14 protein-coding genes are annotated in these 15,608 nt (G+C 63.5%); 3 read left to right on the plus strand and 11 right to left on the minus strand.

The features are described 5' to 3' along the window. Nucleotides 1-37: 37 nt before the first annotated feature. A complete protein-coding gene (locus tag DMP11_RS06000; protein WP_214647073.1) occupies nucleotides 38-745 on the plus strand; it encodes a SanA/YdcF family protein in 708 nt (235 codons plus the stop codon). A 310-nt stretch (nucleotides 746-1,055) separates the two neighbouring features. On the opposite strand, the gene leuS is transcribed toward DMP11_RS06000, so the two are convergent. From leuS to DMP11_RS06015, 3 genes are all read right to left on the minus strand, one after another. Further along, entirely contained in the window at nucleotides 1,056-3,629 is a 2,574-nt protein-coding gene (gene leuS, locus DMP11_RS06005; RefSeq protein ID WP_123185605.1) for a leucine--tRNA ligase, read from the minus strand. A 162-nt stretch (nucleotides 3,630-3,791) separates the two neighbouring features. Then, nucleotides 3,792-4,019, minus strand: coding sequence for a hypothetical protein (locus DMP11_RS06010; RefSeq protein ID WP_123185606.1), 228 nt, complete (start codon nucleotides 4,017-4,019; stop codon nucleotides 3,792-3,794). Nucleotides 4,020-4,181: 162 nt separating this feature from the next. After that, nucleotides 4,182-5,171, minus strand: a complete 990-nt coding sequence (locus DMP11_RS06015; protein WP_123185607.1) for a TDT family transporter — start codon at nucleotides 5,169-5,171, stop codon at nucleotides 4,182-4,184. Nucleotides 5,172-5,380: 209 nt separating this feature from the next. On the opposite strand from DMP11_RS06015, the gene DMP11_RS06020 reads away from it, so the two are divergent. Then, the gene (locus DMP11_RS06020; protein WP_123185608.1) at nucleotides 5,381-6,283 is read left to right on the plus strand and encodes a LysR family transcriptional regulator; all 903 of its coding nucleotides are present in this window, start codon (nucleotides 5,381-5,383) and stop codon (nucleotides 6,281-6,283) included. A gap of 107 nt (nucleotides 6,284-6,390) precedes the next feature. On the opposite strand, the gene DMP11_RS06025 is transcribed toward DMP11_RS06020, so the two are convergent. Beyond that, entirely contained in the window at nucleotides 6,391-7,050 is a 660-nt protein-coding gene (locus DMP11_RS06025) for a 4Fe-4S dicluster domain-containing protein (protein ID WP_123185609.1), read from the minus strand. Between the two features lies 1 nt (nucleotide 7,051). After that, the gene (locus DMP11_RS06030) at nucleotides 7,052-9,937 is read right to left on the minus strand and encodes a molybdopterin-containing oxidoreductase family protein (RefSeq protein ID WP_123185610.1); all 2,886 of its coding nucleotides are present in this window, start codon (nucleotides 9,935-9,937) and stop codon (nucleotides 7,052-7,054) included. Between the two features lie 175 nt (nucleotides 9,938-10,112). Between DMP11_RS06030 and DMP11_RS06035 the strand changes: the two genes are divergently transcribed. Beyond that, nucleotides 10,113-11,015: a LysR family transcriptional regulator gene (locus DMP11_RS06035; protein ID WP_123185611.1), complete on the plus strand. Its 903-nt coding sequence runs from the start codon at nucleotides 10,113-10,115 to the stop codon at nucleotides 11,013-11,015. A gap of 10 nt (nucleotides 11,016-11,025) precedes the next feature. Here DMP11_RS06035 and DMP11_RS06040 read toward each other — a convergent pair whose 3' ends face one another. The 6 genes from DMP11_RS06040 to DMP11_RS06065 all read right to left on the minus strand — a co-directional run bounded on the left by DMP11_RS06040 (nucleotide 11,026) and on the right by DMP11_RS06065 (nucleotide 15,577). Further along, entirely contained in the window at nucleotides 11,026-11,433 is a 408-nt protein-coding gene (locus DMP11_RS06040) for a type II toxin-antitoxin system VapC family toxin (protein ID WP_123185612.1), read from the minus strand. Between the two features lie 2 nt (nucleotides 11,434-11,435). Beyond that, nucleotides 11,436-11,804 (minus strand): hypothetical protein, encoded by a 369-nt coding sequence (locus DMP11_RS06045; protein ID WP_123185613.1) that lies wholly within the window; start codon nucleotides 11,802-11,804, stop codon nucleotides 11,436-11,438. A 274-nt stretch (nucleotides 11,805-12,078) separates the two neighbouring features. Next, nucleotides 12,079-13,596 carry an IMP dehydrogenase gene (locus DMP11_RS06050; RefSeq protein ID WP_123185614.1) on the minus strand — a complete coding sequence of 506 codons (1,518 nt, stop codon included), beginning with the start codon at nucleotides 13,594-13,596 and terminating at the stop codon, nucleotides 12,079-12,081. 255 nt (nucleotides 13,597-13,851) lie between these two features. Continuing rightward, nucleotides 13,852-14,838: an endolysin-like domain-containing protein gene (locus DMP11_RS06055; protein ID WP_211329076.1), complete on the minus strand. Its 987-nt coding sequence runs from the start codon at nucleotides 14,836-14,838 to the stop codon at nucleotides 13,852-13,854. Nucleotide 14,839: 1 nt separating this feature from the next. Beyond that, nucleotides 14,840-15,112, minus strand: a complete 273-nt coding sequence (locus DMP11_RS06060; RefSeq protein ID WP_123185616.1) for a holin — start codon at nucleotides 15,110-15,112, stop codon at nucleotides 14,840-14,842. A gap of 12 nt (nucleotides 15,113-15,124) precedes the next feature. After that, complete coding sequence (locus tag DMP11_RS06065) at nucleotides 15,125-15,577, minus strand: hypothetical protein (RefSeq protein WP_123185617.1); 453 nt, start codon at nucleotides 15,575-15,577, stop codon at nucleotides 15,125-15,127. Nucleotides 15,578-15,608 lie beyond the last annotated feature (31 nt).

Raw genomic sequence — 15,608 nt, forward strand, 5'->3', positions numbered from 1 at the left:
CCTCCCCGTCGGCAGCGGAACTGGGAGGAGGGCAGCCGTGGGAAGCAAGAAAACGCGCAACCCTGCGCTGCGCCTGGTGACCCTGCCGCTGAAAGTGGCGCTGGGGCTGGTACTGGCGGCCGTGGCCGTAGTGGGGCTCACCAACCTGATCACCATCGGCACCACCCGCGGCGATGTGCATACGATTGCCGACGTGGCCGACTACAACGCCGACGCTATAGTGGTGCTGGGCGCCTCGGTACACGCCGACGGCACCCCCTCCGACATGCTGCGCCATCGGCTGGACACCGCCTGGGCCCTCTACGATGCCGGCGCCGCCCAGGCCATCATCGTAAGCGGCGACAACCGCGAAGCCAACTACAACGAGTCGGCAGCCATGAAGAAATACCTGGTGAGCCTTGGGGTCCCCAGCGAAGATATCTACGAGGACCACGCCGGCTACTCCACTTACGAGAGCATGTACCGGGCCCGTCATGTGTTTGGCGCCCAGCGCATCATCGTTACCACCCAGGCCTACCACCTCTATCGCTCCCTCTACGCCGCCCACGGCCTGGGGATGGAAGCGGTGGGCGTGGCCAGCGATCACGGTGCTTACCTAAACCAAACGTCTTACAGCCTTCGGGAAGCGCTGGCCCGCACCAAGGACTTCTTCAACACCTTGCTGCAGAACCCCCAAGGGAAAACCGGCCCCATAGCGGCCGAAGGCGAACGGGTGGATCTCGCGGAATCCGGCGATTTGTCGTAAGGAGCAGGGCAGGGCGTGTCCCCTGTCAGCTTCCCGGAAACAAAAGGGCAGAGATAGAATCTCTGCCCTACGAATTCGACCTGGATTAGCATTGTGGCTGGGCCGACCCGGCGGGTCGGAGCGAGGTCCGGTCAAGCGGAGCAGAGGGGAAATCCACTCGCGCGCCAGCGCGAGTTAGTTCCCCTCGTACGGAGCGTCGAGCGCAGGCCTGTCGGGTCGGCCCACCCTCCAGAAACGTTTGGTGGAGATAGAATCCCTGCGGTGCATTCTGCCCCCGCTCTTCCCCTTGCTCCGAAAATCTATAAACCCGCTATTTCGCCACGATGTTTACCAGACGGCCGGGCACCACGATTTCCTTCACGATGGTTTTGCCCTCAAGCGCGTCGGCAACCGCGGCCTTTGCAGCGGCCAACACTTCTGGCTGCGGGGCGTCGGCCGCCACCGTGATGCGGGCCTTCACCTTGCCGGACAGCTGTACTGCCAGCTCCACCTCGTTGTCTTTGGCCTGTTCGGGATCCCACGTGGGCCACGGCGCATCGTGCACCGAACCCCCTTGCCCCAGCACAGTGGTCCACAGCTCATCGGCCCAATGGGGGGCGATGGGGGCCATCAGCTTCACGATTACCTGGGCCACATCGGCGTCCAGCGCCTGATGGTCGGGGCACGCAGCCCGCGCTTCTGGCGAAAACGCGCGCAAGTACTCGCCGGTGGCGTTGGACAGCTCCATGATGGCCGCCAGCGCGGTGTTGAAGTTGTTGCGGTCGAAGTCGCCTTCCACCTTGCCCACCACGCGATGGCGCTCCCGCACCAGCTTCTGGGCCAGCTTCACCGCCGCCTCGGGGGCGGGCGCCGCCTCGAACAACGTCTCTTCTCCCGCCGCGCCGACCAGGTCGTTCACCTGGCGCCACAGGCGGTTCAGGAACTTGTACATGCCCGCTAGGCCGTCTTCGTTCCACAGCTTCTCCTTGTCGGGCGGACCCATGAACAGCATGGTTGCCCGCACGGCGTCGGCGCCGTAGTTGGCAATCATCTCCTCGGGAGACACCACATTGCCCTTCGACTTGCTCATCACTTCACCTTGGGAATCCAGCACCATGCCCTGGCACAGCAGGTTGGTGAAGGGCTCGTCGAAATCCAGCAGTCCCATGTCCCGCAGCACTTTGGTGAAGAAGCGGCTGTAGAGCAGGTGCAGGATGGCGTGCTCGATGCCGCCGATGTACTGGTCTACCGGCATCCAGGCGTTGGTTTTGGCAGGGTCGAACGGCGCGTGCACGTTGTGCGGGTCGGTGTAGCGCATGTAGTACCAGCTAGAGCAGGTGAAGGTGTCCATGGTGTCGGTTTCGCGCCGCGCCTTGCCGCCGCACTTCGGGCAGGTGCAGTCGGCGAACCCGGCATGGGTGGCCAGCGTTTCGCCCGCCGCCAGGTCGATGTCCTCGGGCAGCCGCACCGGCAGATCTTCCTCTGGCACCGGCACCACACCGCACTGGGGGCAGTGGATGGCGGGGATGGGGTTGCCCCAGTAGCGCTGGCGGGAAATCAGCCAGTCGCGCAGGCGGAACTCCACCGTGCGCTTGCCGCGGCCCATTTCCTCAAGCGCCGCCACGATGGCCGCCTCGCCTTCGGAATGCTTGCCGCCCACCAGGCCGGTGTAGGGGCCCGACTGCACCAGGATGCCCTCGGCGGCATAGGCCTGCGGCCAGTCCACCTCGGTCACCACACGGCCCTGCTGGCCGCTCAGCTGCGGAAAGAGCGGATCATCTTCGCTCAGGATGATGGGGATGATGGGCAAGTTGTACTTGCGGGCGAACTCGAAGTCGCGCTGGTCGCCGCAGGGCACCGCCATCACGGCGCCGGTGCCGTAGTCGGCCACCACGTAGTCGGCCACCCAGATGGGCACCTTCTCGCCATTGATGGGGTTCACCACGTAACGGCCGGTGAAGGCGCCGTGCTTCTCGTGATCGCCCTGGGCGCGCTCCACGGCGCTCACCTTCTTGGCGGCTTCCACCAAATCCATCACCGGCTGCTCGTATTCAGTGCCAGCCACCAGCGCCTGCAGCCCCTTGTATTCGGGCGCCAGCACGAAGAAGCTACAGCCGAACAGGGTGTCGGCGCGGGTGGTGAACACGGTGATGATGTCGTCTTCCGCGGGCTCGGCCGGCGCGTTGCCCGCCATATCGCACAGGATGAAGTCCACGTTGGCGCCCTCGGAGCGGCCAATCCAGTTGGCCTGCTGCTGCTTCACCCGCTCGGGCCAGCCGGTAAGCTGGTCCAGGTCATCCAGCAGTTCCTGGGCGTAGTCGGTAATCTTGAAGTACCACTGGGTGAGGTCGCGCTTCTCCACCTCGGAGCTGCAGCGCCAGCAGCGGCCCTCGGTCACTTGCTCGTTGGCCAGCACGGTGGCGCAGCTGGGGCACCAATTCACCGGGCTGTTGCGCCGCTCCACCAGGCCGCGCTCCCAGAACTTCAGGAATATCCACTGGCCCCAGCGGTAGTACTCGGGGTCGCAGGCCACCACGGTGCGGTCCCAATCGTAGGAAAAGCCCATGCGCTTGAAGCTGGCCTGCTGGGTGTCGATGTTCTGGTAGGTCCACAGGGCCGGGTGGCTGTGGTGCTTGATGGCGGCGTTTTCCGCCGGCAGCCCGAAGGCGTCCCAGCCCATGGGATGCAGCACGTTGAAGCCGCGCATCTTGGAATAGCGGGCCACCACGTCGCCGTAGGTGTAGTTGCTCACGTGCCCCATGTGGATGTCGCCCGAGGGGTACGGGAACATTTCCAGCACGTACTTGCGCGGCTTGTCGGAATTCTCATCAACGCTATACAGGCCCGCTTCCTCCCATTGCAGCTGAAGGCGCGGCTCTATCTCATGCGGGTTGTAGGGTTTCATAAGGCTCCCTCAAAACAGTTGCTTGCCGATAGCCGCATATTATAGCCGTGGCGGCCCGCTATTGGGGTTATGGGAATTCGCATGGCGCTTCGTTGGCGGGAAAGGCTGCCCTCCCTCTGGCGGTTTTTGCCCCGTAGGCACGCGCGCGGCTGCTGGCAGGACCTACCGCCACCGGGCGGCGCCGCAGTTCCAGCAGGTTTCGCTGTCCCCTTCGTTCTCGGCGGCGCACTTTTGACAGGTCCAGCAGATGCGCGGCACCTCTTCGGCAGCAACGGCCAGCGGAACTTCGGCGCCCGGCGCCCGGAGCACCTCGAACGCCGCTCGAATGCCCTCGGGCCCCGACAGGTGGGCCACCTCCACATGATCCCTATCCGCTTTTCGCTTCACCATGGCTCCCCTTCCGCCATCAGCACAAACACGCCTTGGAACTAGTGTATCCCATGTGCCAGGGAGCGTCCCCCTGACACGCCCTAATTACTCGCGCACCCGCCCCTTGGCACGAAAAAGGGCAGAGAATGCTCTCTGCCCTGGGGAGGAATGCAGGCGGGTTGGTTATTCGGCATCCAGCTCGATGGCTACGGGCATGGCAACGGGCGCCGGCTCCACAACCTCATGGCCCTTGGGGGTGCCGAAGAAGAACTTCATGTAGTGGGTGAACACGTAGAACACCATGAACGTGGCGAACGCGGTTTCCACGAAAGCCAGCACCTGGAAGGCCTCCAGGAAGGGCACCGCCACACCCGCGGCGGTGAGGGCCGCCAGCGCCTTGCCCAGCGCGGTAGCGGTAATGACGAACGGGAAGGTCATGGCCGCATAGCTGGGATAGAATTTCAGCGCCACGAACTTGGGCAGATGGAACAGCACCAGGGCAAACAGCGCCTGGGCCAGCACCGCCAGTACCGCCACGAACAGCGGGTTGGGGTTGGAAGTAACCGCCAGGTAGCCGGCCAGCGACAGGCTCATGGGAGCGGCATAGATGCAGAACAGCGGACGGGCCGGCTCAGGAATCTCGTGCTTCAGATAGCGCGCGGTGATAACCGCCAGCAGCACCAGGTAGCACACGAAACCGAACCAGAAGATCACGCTGCCCAGCGCCTCCATGCCGAAGTTAGGCGATGTAACCGAGGCCACAATGATGCCCACGTAGCAAATGAAGTAGGTGGGGAACACTTCTTTCAGCTGGAAACGGCGAATGTAGTTTCCGGTGAACCAAGCCATCAGGCCGAAGTGACCCACCACGGCAGCGCACCACAAGCCAAACGCAGGGGCGATGGCGAAGGGAGCCAGATAACCGGCCAGCTGCATGAGGGTCATGAAGAAGGTGGCGGACACGCTGGCCAAGATGGAGTTCTTGAAGTCATCGCGAATCATGGACGGGAACATGATCATCTTCGCCGCCAGCATGGCAGCCAGGAAAAACGACAGCAGTCCGCAACCGTAGTGAACCACTTCGCTGTAGGGAGCCAACAGATTGCCCAGCGCTGCAAGGCCCAGCGCAACGCCGGCGGTGGGGATGGGAACAGACTTTATCTTTTCGCGCATTATCATCTTCTTTCTTAACCTCGTTGGTTGTTCGCCGTTCTTACCACATGCGGCCGGCCCGAGCGCAGCCGCCTGCAGGAACAGTGCGTTCGGTTATTATGCAAGAAGGTAACCCTAATTCAAGCTTATATATATTTTGGCAACGATGATATATTCTTATCGTACCGAGATGGGCTGCAGGGGCCCGTCCGCAAGCGAACGGAACCAACATGCAAGACTTCCGCGTGAAAACTTTTCTCGCCGTATGCAAGACGCTGAACTACACCCGCGCCGCCGAGGAGCTGTCGCTCACCCAACCCGCGGTATCGCAGCACATCGCCTTTTTGGAGAAGGAGTATGGCGCCAAACTGTTCGTCTACCAGCGCAAAAAACTTGAGCTCACCCCCGCCGGCCGCGTGCTGCGCGACGCGCTTTCCACCATGGCCCACGACGACGCGCTGCTGCACCAGCACATCGCCGAGGTGGCCCACGGGGCCAAAACCCAGCTGCGCATCGGCATGACCCTCACCGCCGGCGAATACGTGATGGCAACCCCCTTGGCGGCGTTTTTGGCCGAGCGCCCGCAGATTCGCGCCCACGTGCGCTCGGGCGATACCAAGCGGCTGCTGGGGCTGATGGCCGACGGCGAGATAGACTGCGCCTTCGTGGAAGGACTGTTCGACAAAACCGCCTACGCCTGGGACACCTTCCGCACCGAGCGGCTGGTGTGCATCTGTGCAGCGGGGCGGCGACCGGCCCAGAAGGTGCGCAACTTCAACGACCTGCTGGGCGAGCGGCTCATCCTGCGCGAAGAGGGCAGCGGCAGCCGCGCAGTGCTGGAAGGCGCGCTGGCTCAACGCGACCTCAGCACCGCCGCCTTCGCCGACACTTGCGTGGTGGGCAGCTTGAACATCCTCAAAATTTTCGTGGCCCAAGGGCTGGGCATTTCGTTCGTGTACGAGGCCGCAGTGCAACGAGAGCTGCAGGAGGGCACGCTCGGCGTCATCCCCCTTCCCAAAGAGCACCTGTCCCACGACATCTCGTTTATTCGCCTGAAGAATAGCCTGTACGAGAAGGAGCTGCGGCTGCTCTACGAGGGCCTGAAGGAAGCAGCCGCCGCGAACCGCTTCTAGCGCCTGCGCCCGCAACGCAAAAGGCGGCCGCCGAGGTGGCAGCCGCCTTTCCAGGGAGAGCTCATTTGCAGGCCTTTCCAGCCGGAAGCACCCGGGGTGCGCCGCGGCTACTCTCCCTGCCAGTCGCGTTCCCGCAGGATGTACACAAACGCCGGCTTGTTGCCGGTATCCGGCACGTGGTGCAGGTCGGCCTCGGTGTAGGGGTTCACCACCTCCGCCAGCGTGGCGCGGTGGGCCATCAGCGTTTCGTAGCTGCGGTCGGTGTCGAAGCCGTCGGTCAACGTTTCGAAGCTCTCGATGCCCGCGTCCAAATCGCCGAAGAACCGGGCCATGCCGCCGCACTGGGCCACGCACTGGGGCAGCTCCCCTTGGGCCACCTTCTGCTCGCACAGCGTGCACTTCTCCACCACGCGCTCCTCTTCGTTCAGGTAGCGAACCCCGTAGGGACAGGCCATGGCGCAGAACTGGCAGCCGATGCACTTTTCCTTGTCGATCTGCACGGTGCCGTCGGCGGTTTTGTGGCTGGCCTCGGTAGGACACACGTCCACGCACGCCGGGTTTTCGCAATGCTGACACTGCATGGGCAGGAAATACAGGTCCACGTCGGGGAAGTGGCCCGAGCCCGCCTTCGCCGGATTGGGGCCGATGCGCAGCACCTTGTTCCAGTAGTTGCCCACCGGCACGTTGTTCACAACTTTGCAGGCCACGCTGCAGGCCATGCAGCCAACGCAGCGGTTGAGGTCGGTAACGATGGCGTACTGCGTCATCTTAGGCCTCCTTCCGAATCTCGTAATTGGGCAGCCACTCTTTCAGGCGCGGGTCGTCGCAAGAGACGATCATGGGAGTGCCATCGGTGTCGCAGGGCACCGGATTGCCGTTGGGGCTGTTCTCGGGAGTGGCCTTGTAAATTTTCACGTTGTAGGCGCGGGCGTTGGCGGCACCGCACAGCGGGCACTGGTTGTCCAGCGACGCCAGCGTGTTCACGTTCACCAAATCGAAGCCCTTGCCCAGGCCGGTGAATTCCGGCAGCCACCATTGGTGCTCGCAGTTCACCACGCCCTTGTTGATGCCGTAATACAGGTCGGCCGTCTGGCGAATCTTGCCGCGGGAGGTTTCAATCCACACCCAGTCGCCCTGCTGGATGCCCAGCTCGGCGGCGTCTTCGGGGTTGATCTCCACGCGCGGGGTGGGCCACAGCTCGCGGCACCAGGGCAGTTGGCGGTGCTCGCTGTGGAAGTACACGGGGATGCGGCGGCCGGTAGTCATGATGTAGGGGTATTCCTTGCACAGCTCGGGGTTGGCCACCGGACCCTCGGGCGGCTCGGTGAAGGTGGGCAGCGTGTAGCGTTCATCGGGGTAATAGCTTTCCAGCAGCGTGTTCCAAATCTCCTGCTTGCCGGTGGGCGTGGGGAAGCCGGGCAGGCCGTCGCGGCGCATCATGCCCACTTCGTAGCGGCGATAGGTGCCCCACACCGGGTACTTCTCCTTGCAGTCGGTCCAGCCGTTTTTCTGGAAGTGCTCCTTGTACTCGTCCCAGCTCATGCCGTACCCGGCCTGGGCCATCTGGTTCAAGTTGTAGGTGGCGTCGGGCCAGGGGTCGTCCCCCAGCGCCCACGGCACTCCCATGGCCTTGTATAGCCCGATGGAAATGTCCACGTCGAAGCGGGTGTCGGCCGGCGGCTCGATGCAGCGGCAGTGGGCCCCTTCCGCACCGCCCGAACCCTGAGAACGACGAGTGGAGTCCAGCTCCATCCAGTGCTGAGCCGGCACGATGACGTCCGCCAGCTGAGTGCCCGGGTGGAACCACAAATCGCACATGGCGAAGAAGTCCATCTGCTTCATGCCCTCGAAGCAGGCCTTCGAGTTGGGAGCATTCAGGAAGTCGCCCGACTGGCCGTAGCCGCCGCGGATGCGATAGGCGCCATCGCCGTTCATGGCCTTGATGATGTGCTGCGCGTCGCCCCAGTAGCAGTGGGCCAACGTGGGCATTTTGTCGATACCCAGCATCTTGGTGGCGTCCTGCTTGAAGGGGGCCGCTTCGCTCATCATGGCGAACTGCTCGGGGAAGGTGCCCACGGTGCCGCCGCGCTGGCCGGCCGGGGTGTCGAAGTTGCCGCAGATGCCGGCAAGCGCATCGAATACGCGGCAGTTCTGCACGGCGTTGGCGGAGTGCTCGATGGCCAGCGAGTAGTTGATGCCGCCGTTGCCGTAGCCGCTGTCCGGGAAGATGCGGGTGGCGTAAATCTTGGCAGCTTCCTCAATTTCCGCCGCCGGCACGCCGGTGATGCCCTCGGCGATTTCCGGCGCGTACTGGGCGCACAAATTGGCGTACTCCATCCAAGCAGTAGTTACGCTGTGGGTGCCGCCGTCTTTCAGCGTCACCTCGAAGGGGCCGCCGGAAATGGCCGGCAGCAGCTCCTGGGCACAGCCGCTGAAGTCGGTGGAATAGGCAATGCGCCCGGGCACCGTGCCCTTCACCAGGTTCTTCTGGGGCGATTCGTAGAACTTCGCCTCGGGGTACGTTTCCCCTTCCCACAGCATGGTTTCAGCGTCAAAGTAGCTCAGCTTGCCAGAGGGATCGTTGGCGCGCAGCGGGTGCGCGTCATCGGTGCCGGCCAGCTCGTCATACACCATGAAGCGCTTGGGGCTGCCGCCCTCTTTGATATCCGACTCCTTCAGAAGCCGCGTGGCCACGGGGAACGGGAAGCCCATCTCCGGGTCGGCCCCCATGAAGCCCGTGGGCTCGATGTCGGCGCAGTACAGGAAGGGGGCGTCGGTCCAGCGGCGCACGTACATCTCGTCGTAGAGGTTGTTGTCGATCACCACATGGGTCCAGGCCAGGCCCATGGCGGCGTCGGTGCCGGGGCGTAGCGGCAGCCAGTGCTTCGACTCTTTGCCCAAGTTGGTGCGGCGCGGGTCCACGATGATGTAGTCCTCCGCCTGCATGGTCACGTTCACGGTGGAACGGCAAGAGCTGTCGTAGTTGGACATTTCCTGCGCGCCGCCCCACTGCACGTACACCAGCGGCCGGTCTTCCTGGGCCATCCAGCTGTAGGCCTTGCCCGACTGCCAGGCGGTGGCCACATGGCGCGGCCCTTTGCAAATCTGGTACGCGGAATGGCCGTTGGGGCTGCCGAACAGCTGGTACAGGATGCCGCCGGCAGACTGCATGCACCAGTTGCGAGAGGTGCCGCAGAAGGTGGTGAGGCATTCGCCGCCGTATTTGTCGATGAGCTCCTGGAAACCGGTGGCCATCAGCTGGAAGGCCTCGTCCCAGGTGATGCGCTGCCAGCCGGGGTCCGCTTCGCCCTTGGCGGCGGTGCGCTTCATGGGGTGGTACATACGGGCGGGATGATAAGCGGCCTGCAGCGACGCCTGGCTTTTCGTGCAGCAATTGCCCTCCGAGGCGAACGCGCTCTGGTCGCCCTCGATTTTCACGGCGCGGCCGTTTTGCACGGTCACCCACACGCCGCATTCCATCTTGCCGCAGCCGCGGCAGCAGGTGCGGACGCGCTTCACGTCCCCCTGCTCCTGCGCCGGCGCCGCCTGCTCCGCCAGGGCCGCCCCCGCCGTAGTGGCGGCAACGGCGGTGGCCGCAGCCGTTGCCAGCGACAACTTCGCAAACGAGCGCCGCGACATGGTTAGCTTAGCCATAAGCTCCTCCTTTTCCTCTCCTCTTGCTCGCGCGTTGGGCGCGATGGTTCGAGTATGGGCCTGGCGGCAGCTGTATGGAAATGCTATTATTTGGTCACATTATTAGATTGCTTGCGAAGTTATACGTCAAGGCAATTTACTTATAAGCTTTCATGATAAGCAGGGGGGCACTATCATGAACATCTCCTACTTTGCGGAATTTGTAGCGCTGTCCGAAAGCCTAAACTTTTCCGCCACCGCCAGCCAGTTGAGTATCTCGCAGCCGGCGCTCAGCAACCACATCCAAGCACTGGAAGAGGAGCTGGGAGTAAAGCTCTTCGAGCGCACGCGCCGGTCGGTGGCCCTCACCAAGGAAGGACGCCTGCTGCTGGCCGATGCCCGCAACCTGCTGGATCAGTACGCGGACATGCACCGCTTCAGCCAAAAAAACCTCGCCGACAACTGCATCTTCACCGTGGGCGGCTGGCTGGAAAGCCCCATCGTGATGAGCCAGCTGGCCACCAGCGTACGGCGCTTCCACGACGCCTCGGGCGTGCAGCTGAAGATGATGAGCGTGCAGGGCTACGCCACCAACATGGCCGAAGAGCTGAACAGCGGCAAGATTGACTTCATTGCGGCACATCGCGGCACCTTCCCCGCCGAAAGCAACGAGCCGCTGGACTGCCTGCCGTTTTGCACCGATTGCTTTGCCATTGCGGTGACCAGCGAAAACCCCATGGCCGGAAAAGGCGAGACCACCATGGAGGACCTGGCGCAGCTCACCTTTATCCACCTCACCGGCCCCGGCTTCGAGGCGGGCTGGAACCAAGTGGTGGCCGCCTGCGAAGAAGCCGGCTTCACCCCGAGAGAGCGTCCCGTGTTCATGGAAAGCGCCACGGAAACCTCGATGCTCGACTTGGCCGACAGCGAATGCTTCGTGTTCTCGTTCGGCGGCCTGGCCAACGGCATGTTCTTCGCCGGCCGCCCCGACCTGACGGTAGTGCCGGTGCGGAGCGCCAGCTTCAAGGTGGACCTGTTCTACAAAGAGGCCAACCTCCACCCCACCCTCCGCCAGTTCGTGGAGTTCCTGAAGGGCTAACCGGCGCCACTTAAAGCGCTACCTCTTCAATGCAGTTGACGCCCATTTCCTGGCAGACGGTAACCAGCCTTTTGTCCAGGGTGAACAGGCAGCAGGCGTGGCGGCGAGCAAGCGTGGCGTAGAGCATGTCGTACACCGGATGTTCCCGAAGAACCGCCTCGGCGTAAGCCTCATCGATGTTGACGTCGGAGGGCACGAAGCTGTCCACAACACCCAAAGCCGTTTGAATCCACAAGCTGGCCTCTTTTTCGCTGAGGTGCCCGGCGCGGCGATACTTCCACACAACGTTGCGCAGCTCTATCTTCAAAAGATCGGGGGCCATCACCTGCTCCCCCTCCAATAACAGCTGACGCAGGGCCCGCCCCTTTTGGGTATTGCGGCACATCTCAATGACAGCCGAGCAGTCCATGACCACCATCGCTAATCCTCCTGGCCATTGCGCAGCAGGCTAAGCAAGTGCTCGTCTCGCTCCTCGCGCATCTCGCGAATCATGTCAACAGAGCTGGGCAGGCTGTCAGGACCGGGCGCGCCCTCGAAAGAGGCCTCCAGCCGCATAAAGCTGCGGCGGCGGCGCTCGATACGCGCCGAAGGGCCAGCGGCGCCAGCGCACGTGACATCCCAAGCCGCGCTTGCAGCCTCAGCCTCGGTCATCCCTCGCTGATAGCCTTCCAGAAAGCGCCGCAGCACGTACGTTGTTTGCTGAGAGATGCTCCTGTCTTGCTCGGCCGCGCAAGAGCGCAGCTGGTTGTACAGCTCTTCGGGAAAGTCTCGCACTTGAAGGGCTGGCATTGCACATCCTTTCATGCATATGTATGAAGTTTTCATAGTATAGCATGCACCGGCGAACCCTGCTCACATGGCGCGGCTTGTAAAGCTCGGAATAACGGCCGTTTTTGCCACCACAGCCGTCCCAACCGGCAAAACACCCCGTTTTTACGAGCACGCACCGCGCACGGCGGCGAGCCCGGGCCTCGCTCTGGCGCTTCGGCGGTGGCGGGCAAACGAAAGGCGCCCCGGAGGGCGCCTTGGCTCTTGGCTGTGGGTGCGACTGCGCGGATTGCGGCTAGCGCGTGTTGGAGGCGTAGGGGGCCTTGTCCTTCAGCAGCACGTCGTGGGCACCGCCCTCCACGATGGAGGTGGCGCTCACCAGTGTCAGCTTCGCCTTGTCCTGGAACTCAGGGATGGTGAGGGCGCCGCAGTTGCACATGGTGCTCTTCAGCTTAAGCAGCGTGATGGCCATGTTGTCCTTCAAGCTGCCGGCGTAGGGCACGTAGGAGTCCACGCCTTCCTCGAACGACAGGCTCTTCTTGCCGCCCAGGTCGTAGCGGCCCCAGTTGCGGGCGCGGGCGGAACCTTCGCCCCAATATTCCTTCATGTAGGTGCCGTTCACCATCACCTTGGCAGACGGGCTTTCGTCGAAGCGGGCGAAGTAGCGGCCCAGCATCACGAAGTCGGCACCCATGGCCAGCGCCAGGGAGATGTGGTGGTCGTACACGATGCCGCCGTCAGAGCAGATGGGCACATAAATGCCGGTTTCGCGGAAGTACTCGTCGCGGGCCTTCGCCACCTCGATGGTGGCAGTGGCCTGGCCGCGGCCGATGCCCTTGGTTTCGCGGGTGATGCAGATGGAGCCGCCGCCGATGCCGATCTTCACGAAGTCGGCCCCGGCCTCGGCCAGGAAGCGGAAGCCCTCGGCGTCCACCACGTTGCCGGCGCCGATTTTCACCGCGTCGCCGTAGTGCTCGCGCACCCACTGGATGGTGAGCTTCTGCCAATCGGAGTAGCCCTCCGAGCTGTCGATGCACAGCACGTCGGCGCCGGCGTTCACGAGCGCGGGCACCCGCTCGGCGTAGTCGCGCGAGTTGATGCCGGCTCCCACCATGTAGCGCTTGTGGGCGTCCAGCATCTCGTCGGGGTTGGACTTGTGGGAGTCGTAGTCTTTGCGGAACACCAGCGCCACCAGGCAATCGTTAGCGTCCACGATGGGCAGCGAATTCAGCTTGTGATCCCAAATGATGTCGTTGGCCACCTTCAGCGTGGTGCCGTCCTGGGCCACCACCAGCTTCTCGCGCGGGGTCATGAAGTCGGCCACCTTCTCGTCCAGGCTCATGCGGGACAGGCGGTAGTCGCGCTCGGTGACGATGCCCAGCAGCTTGCCGTGGGCGCTGCCGTCGGCGGTAACCGGCATGGTGGAGTGGCCGAACTTCTCGTGCAGCTCCACCACGTCGGCCAGCGTCATCTCGGGGGACAGGTTGGCATCGGAAGTGACGAAACCGGCCTTGTAGTCCTTCACGCGGGCCACCATGGCGGCCTCGTCTTCGATGGACTGGTTGCCGTAGATGAAGGAGAGGCCGCCCTCAGTGGCCAGCGCCACCGCCATCTTGTCGTCGGACACGGCGGCCATGATGGCGCTCACCATGGGCACGTTCAGGGTGAGGGGGCACTCCTCCTGGCCCTTGCGGTACTTCACCAGGGGGGTTTTCAGGCTCACGGCGGCGGGAACGCAATCGGCGGGCGTATGCCCCGGGACCAGCAGGTATTCGTTGAAGGTGCGGGACGGTTCGTCGAAGTAAAACGCCATGGCCAGTTCTCCTTTTCTTCCCATTTCGGCGGCTTGGAAATAATTTCTGCGTATTATAGTTTATTTGAACGAGCAAAACGGATAATCCGTCTAACTGGGCAAACACAACGCCAAACGCACGAGGAGTGCTGAAAAACACGGGCAGAACGAACCACTTAGGATATTCTGGGATATGCTCACTGTACCGTTTTGGGTACATATCCGAAGACGCAGAAAAGCCCCCTCCCGAAGGAGGGGGCGAATCTATATCTTGGGTTATTTTACGTACACCGCGCCGTGCCACTCCAGGGCAATCCACCCGCTGGGTATCAGACCCCACCAATCGGAGCCGGCCCGCCGCACCTGCGACACGGTGACGCGGGTTCCGGGGAGCAGCTGCCCCTCGTCGTTGGAGTGCCTCTGGCCGTCGGGGGTCAGCTCCGCCTTCGCCTTCTTCCGGCTGTCCGTGCCCGGCCCCGTGCGCACATTGAGCGCCGACGCCTTGGTGACGTAGGTCTTGCAGACGTACTTGTCGGCCGGGTCCCTGGCCGCGCCCGGCAGCTCCGGCTCTTCCGCCGTCAGCGCGCGGTTCACGGCCGCCTGCACCTCGTCCGGGTCGAAGCCGGCGGCCTTGAGCTTCTCGCGGCGCTCCTGGCCATTCCCGTACTTGCCGGCGATCACGTCCGCCACCGCCTGCGTGAGCGCGGTGCCGGGGAGCATCACCTGCGGCGGGGCGGCCGCCGTGGCCCCGGACACGACGATAACCGTGTGGGCGTTGCTGACGAAGATGGAGCCGGCGGTGGCCTTGGCGAGCATCTGGGCGTAAGTAAGCCCCCTGTGGACGGTCACCAGGCCCGTCTTCTCCAGGCGCTCCGCGAGGTTGCCGGTGTAGGCCAGGTTGCCGCCGGCGTACATGACGGCCTTTTCCGCCCCCGCCGCGATGGCGCAGACGCTCGCCAGGCTGGAGCAGTCGCACTCGCAGTCGGTCGTTATCTTGGCCAAGTCCCAGCCCGCCGCCTCCGCGAGGGGCAGGATGGTGTTGCGCTCATCCATGTCGTAGCCGATGTGGCGGTTGCCCACGGCGCCCTTGGCGGCGTTGGCACAGCGGATGCCGCGAGCTGCGTCCTTCCACACGACCAGCGTGTGCCAGTTCGCGTCGTAGGCGGCGCGGATGTTGAGCTCCGTGCCGGACTGGTTGCCGGCCTTGCCTCCCCTGCCTTTTCCTCGCTCGTCGATGGACGCCTGGGCTATCTGCACGACCACGCTATTCGCCCCTCTTGCCATTTCCGATCTTCGGCAGCGCCGCTCCGTTGTCCACCTCGGGGATGCCCTTGACGCTGAACGCAATTGACAAGACAGCGCCCCAGCACATTGCGCCGGCAATGTAGAGCCAGTCGAGGTCGGTGATGCTGATGATGTTCGACCCCATCAGGATGATCAGCACTTCCGCAGCCGTCTTGGCTGCCCGGATAGCTGCAGCCTCGACCCATGCAGCGATTAGATCCTTTTTCTGCGTTTTCTCCAGTTTCTCTTCCATCTCTCGTCCTTTCTAGTCGTTTTCTATGGGCTCGCCCTTGATGGGCACGCGCTCGTTCAGGTTCCGCATCACGGCGTGGATGTAGTGGTTCCCGCCGCGCGCGAAGTAGTGGTCCGCCAGATCGTTGGCGCTCTCCAGCTCCTTCGGCGTTATGTAGCCGCGCTCCGTCGCCGTCTTCTCGATGGCCACGATTTTGTTTTTGAGCTTCGCCACGGTCAGGCTGCGCTCGTCGGCCATCTCCGTCTCCAGCTTGTCGATGCGGCCGTCCAGCTCGTCGAAGCGGGCGTTGAGCCGCCGCTCCATCTCCCCTATGGCCGAGGGCAGCCCCATCAGGTCGGTGTGCTCGTCCGCCAGGCGCTTGGCCTTGTCGCGCTGCCCGCGCACCCACCCCGCCACCCATCCCATGACGCCGATGCATGTGGTCGCAATGATGGAGGGGAGCGCGGACTGGAAAGATTCGATCACTGGTGAAATCCTTTCGAGAACGGAGAGCCGG

The organism is Parvibacter caecicola (assembly GCF_003725335.1).
GTDB lineage: Bacteria > Actinomycetota > Coriobacteriia > Coriobacteriales > Eggerthellaceae > Parvibacter > Parvibacter caecicola.

Coding starts and splice junctions, on each gene's coding strand:
- DMP11_RS06030 (WP_123185610.1), bottom strand. CDS start 9,937: ATGGCTAAGCTAACCATGTCGCGGCGCTCGTTTGCGAAGTTGTCGCTG.
- DMP11_RS06010 (WP_123185606.1), bottom strand. CDS start 4,019: ATGGTGAAGCGAAAAGCGGATAGGGATCATGTGGAGGTGGCCCACCTG.
- DMP11_RS06035 (WP_123185611.1), top strand. CDS start 10,113: ATGAACATCTCCTACTTTGCGGAATTTGTAGCGCTGTCCGAAAGCCTA.
- DMP11_RS06045 (WP_123185613.1), bottom strand. CDS start 11,804: ATGCCAGCCCTTCAAGTGCGAGACTTTCCCGAAGAGCTGTACAACCAG.
- DMP11_RS06020 (WP_123185608.1), top strand. CDS start 5,381: ATGCAAGACTTCCGCGTGAAAACTTTTCTCGCCGTATGCAAGACGCTG.
- DMP11_RS06050 (WP_123185614.1), bottom strand. CDS start 13,596: ATGGCGTTTTACTTCGACGAACCGTCCCGCACCTTCAACGAATACCTG.
- DMP11_RS06015 (WP_123185607.1), bottom strand. CDS start 5,171: ATGCGCGAAAAGATAAAGTCTGTTCCCATCCCCACCGCCGGCGTTGCG.
- DMP11_RS06040 (WP_123185612.1), bottom strand. CDS start 11,433: ATGGTGGTCATGGACTGCTCGGCTGTCATTGAGATGTGCCGCAATACC.
- leuS (WP_123185605.1), bottom strand. CDS start 3,629: ATGAAACCCTACAACCCGCATGAGATAGAGCCGCGCCTTCAGCTGCAA.
- DMP11_RS06060 (WP_123185616.1), bottom strand. CDS start 15,112: ATGGAAGAGAAACTGGAGAAAACGCAGAAAAAGGATCTAATCGCTGCA.
- DMP11_RS06025 (WP_123185609.1), bottom strand. CDS start 7,050: ATGACGCAGTACGCCATCGTTACCGACCTCAACCGCTGCGTTGGCTGC.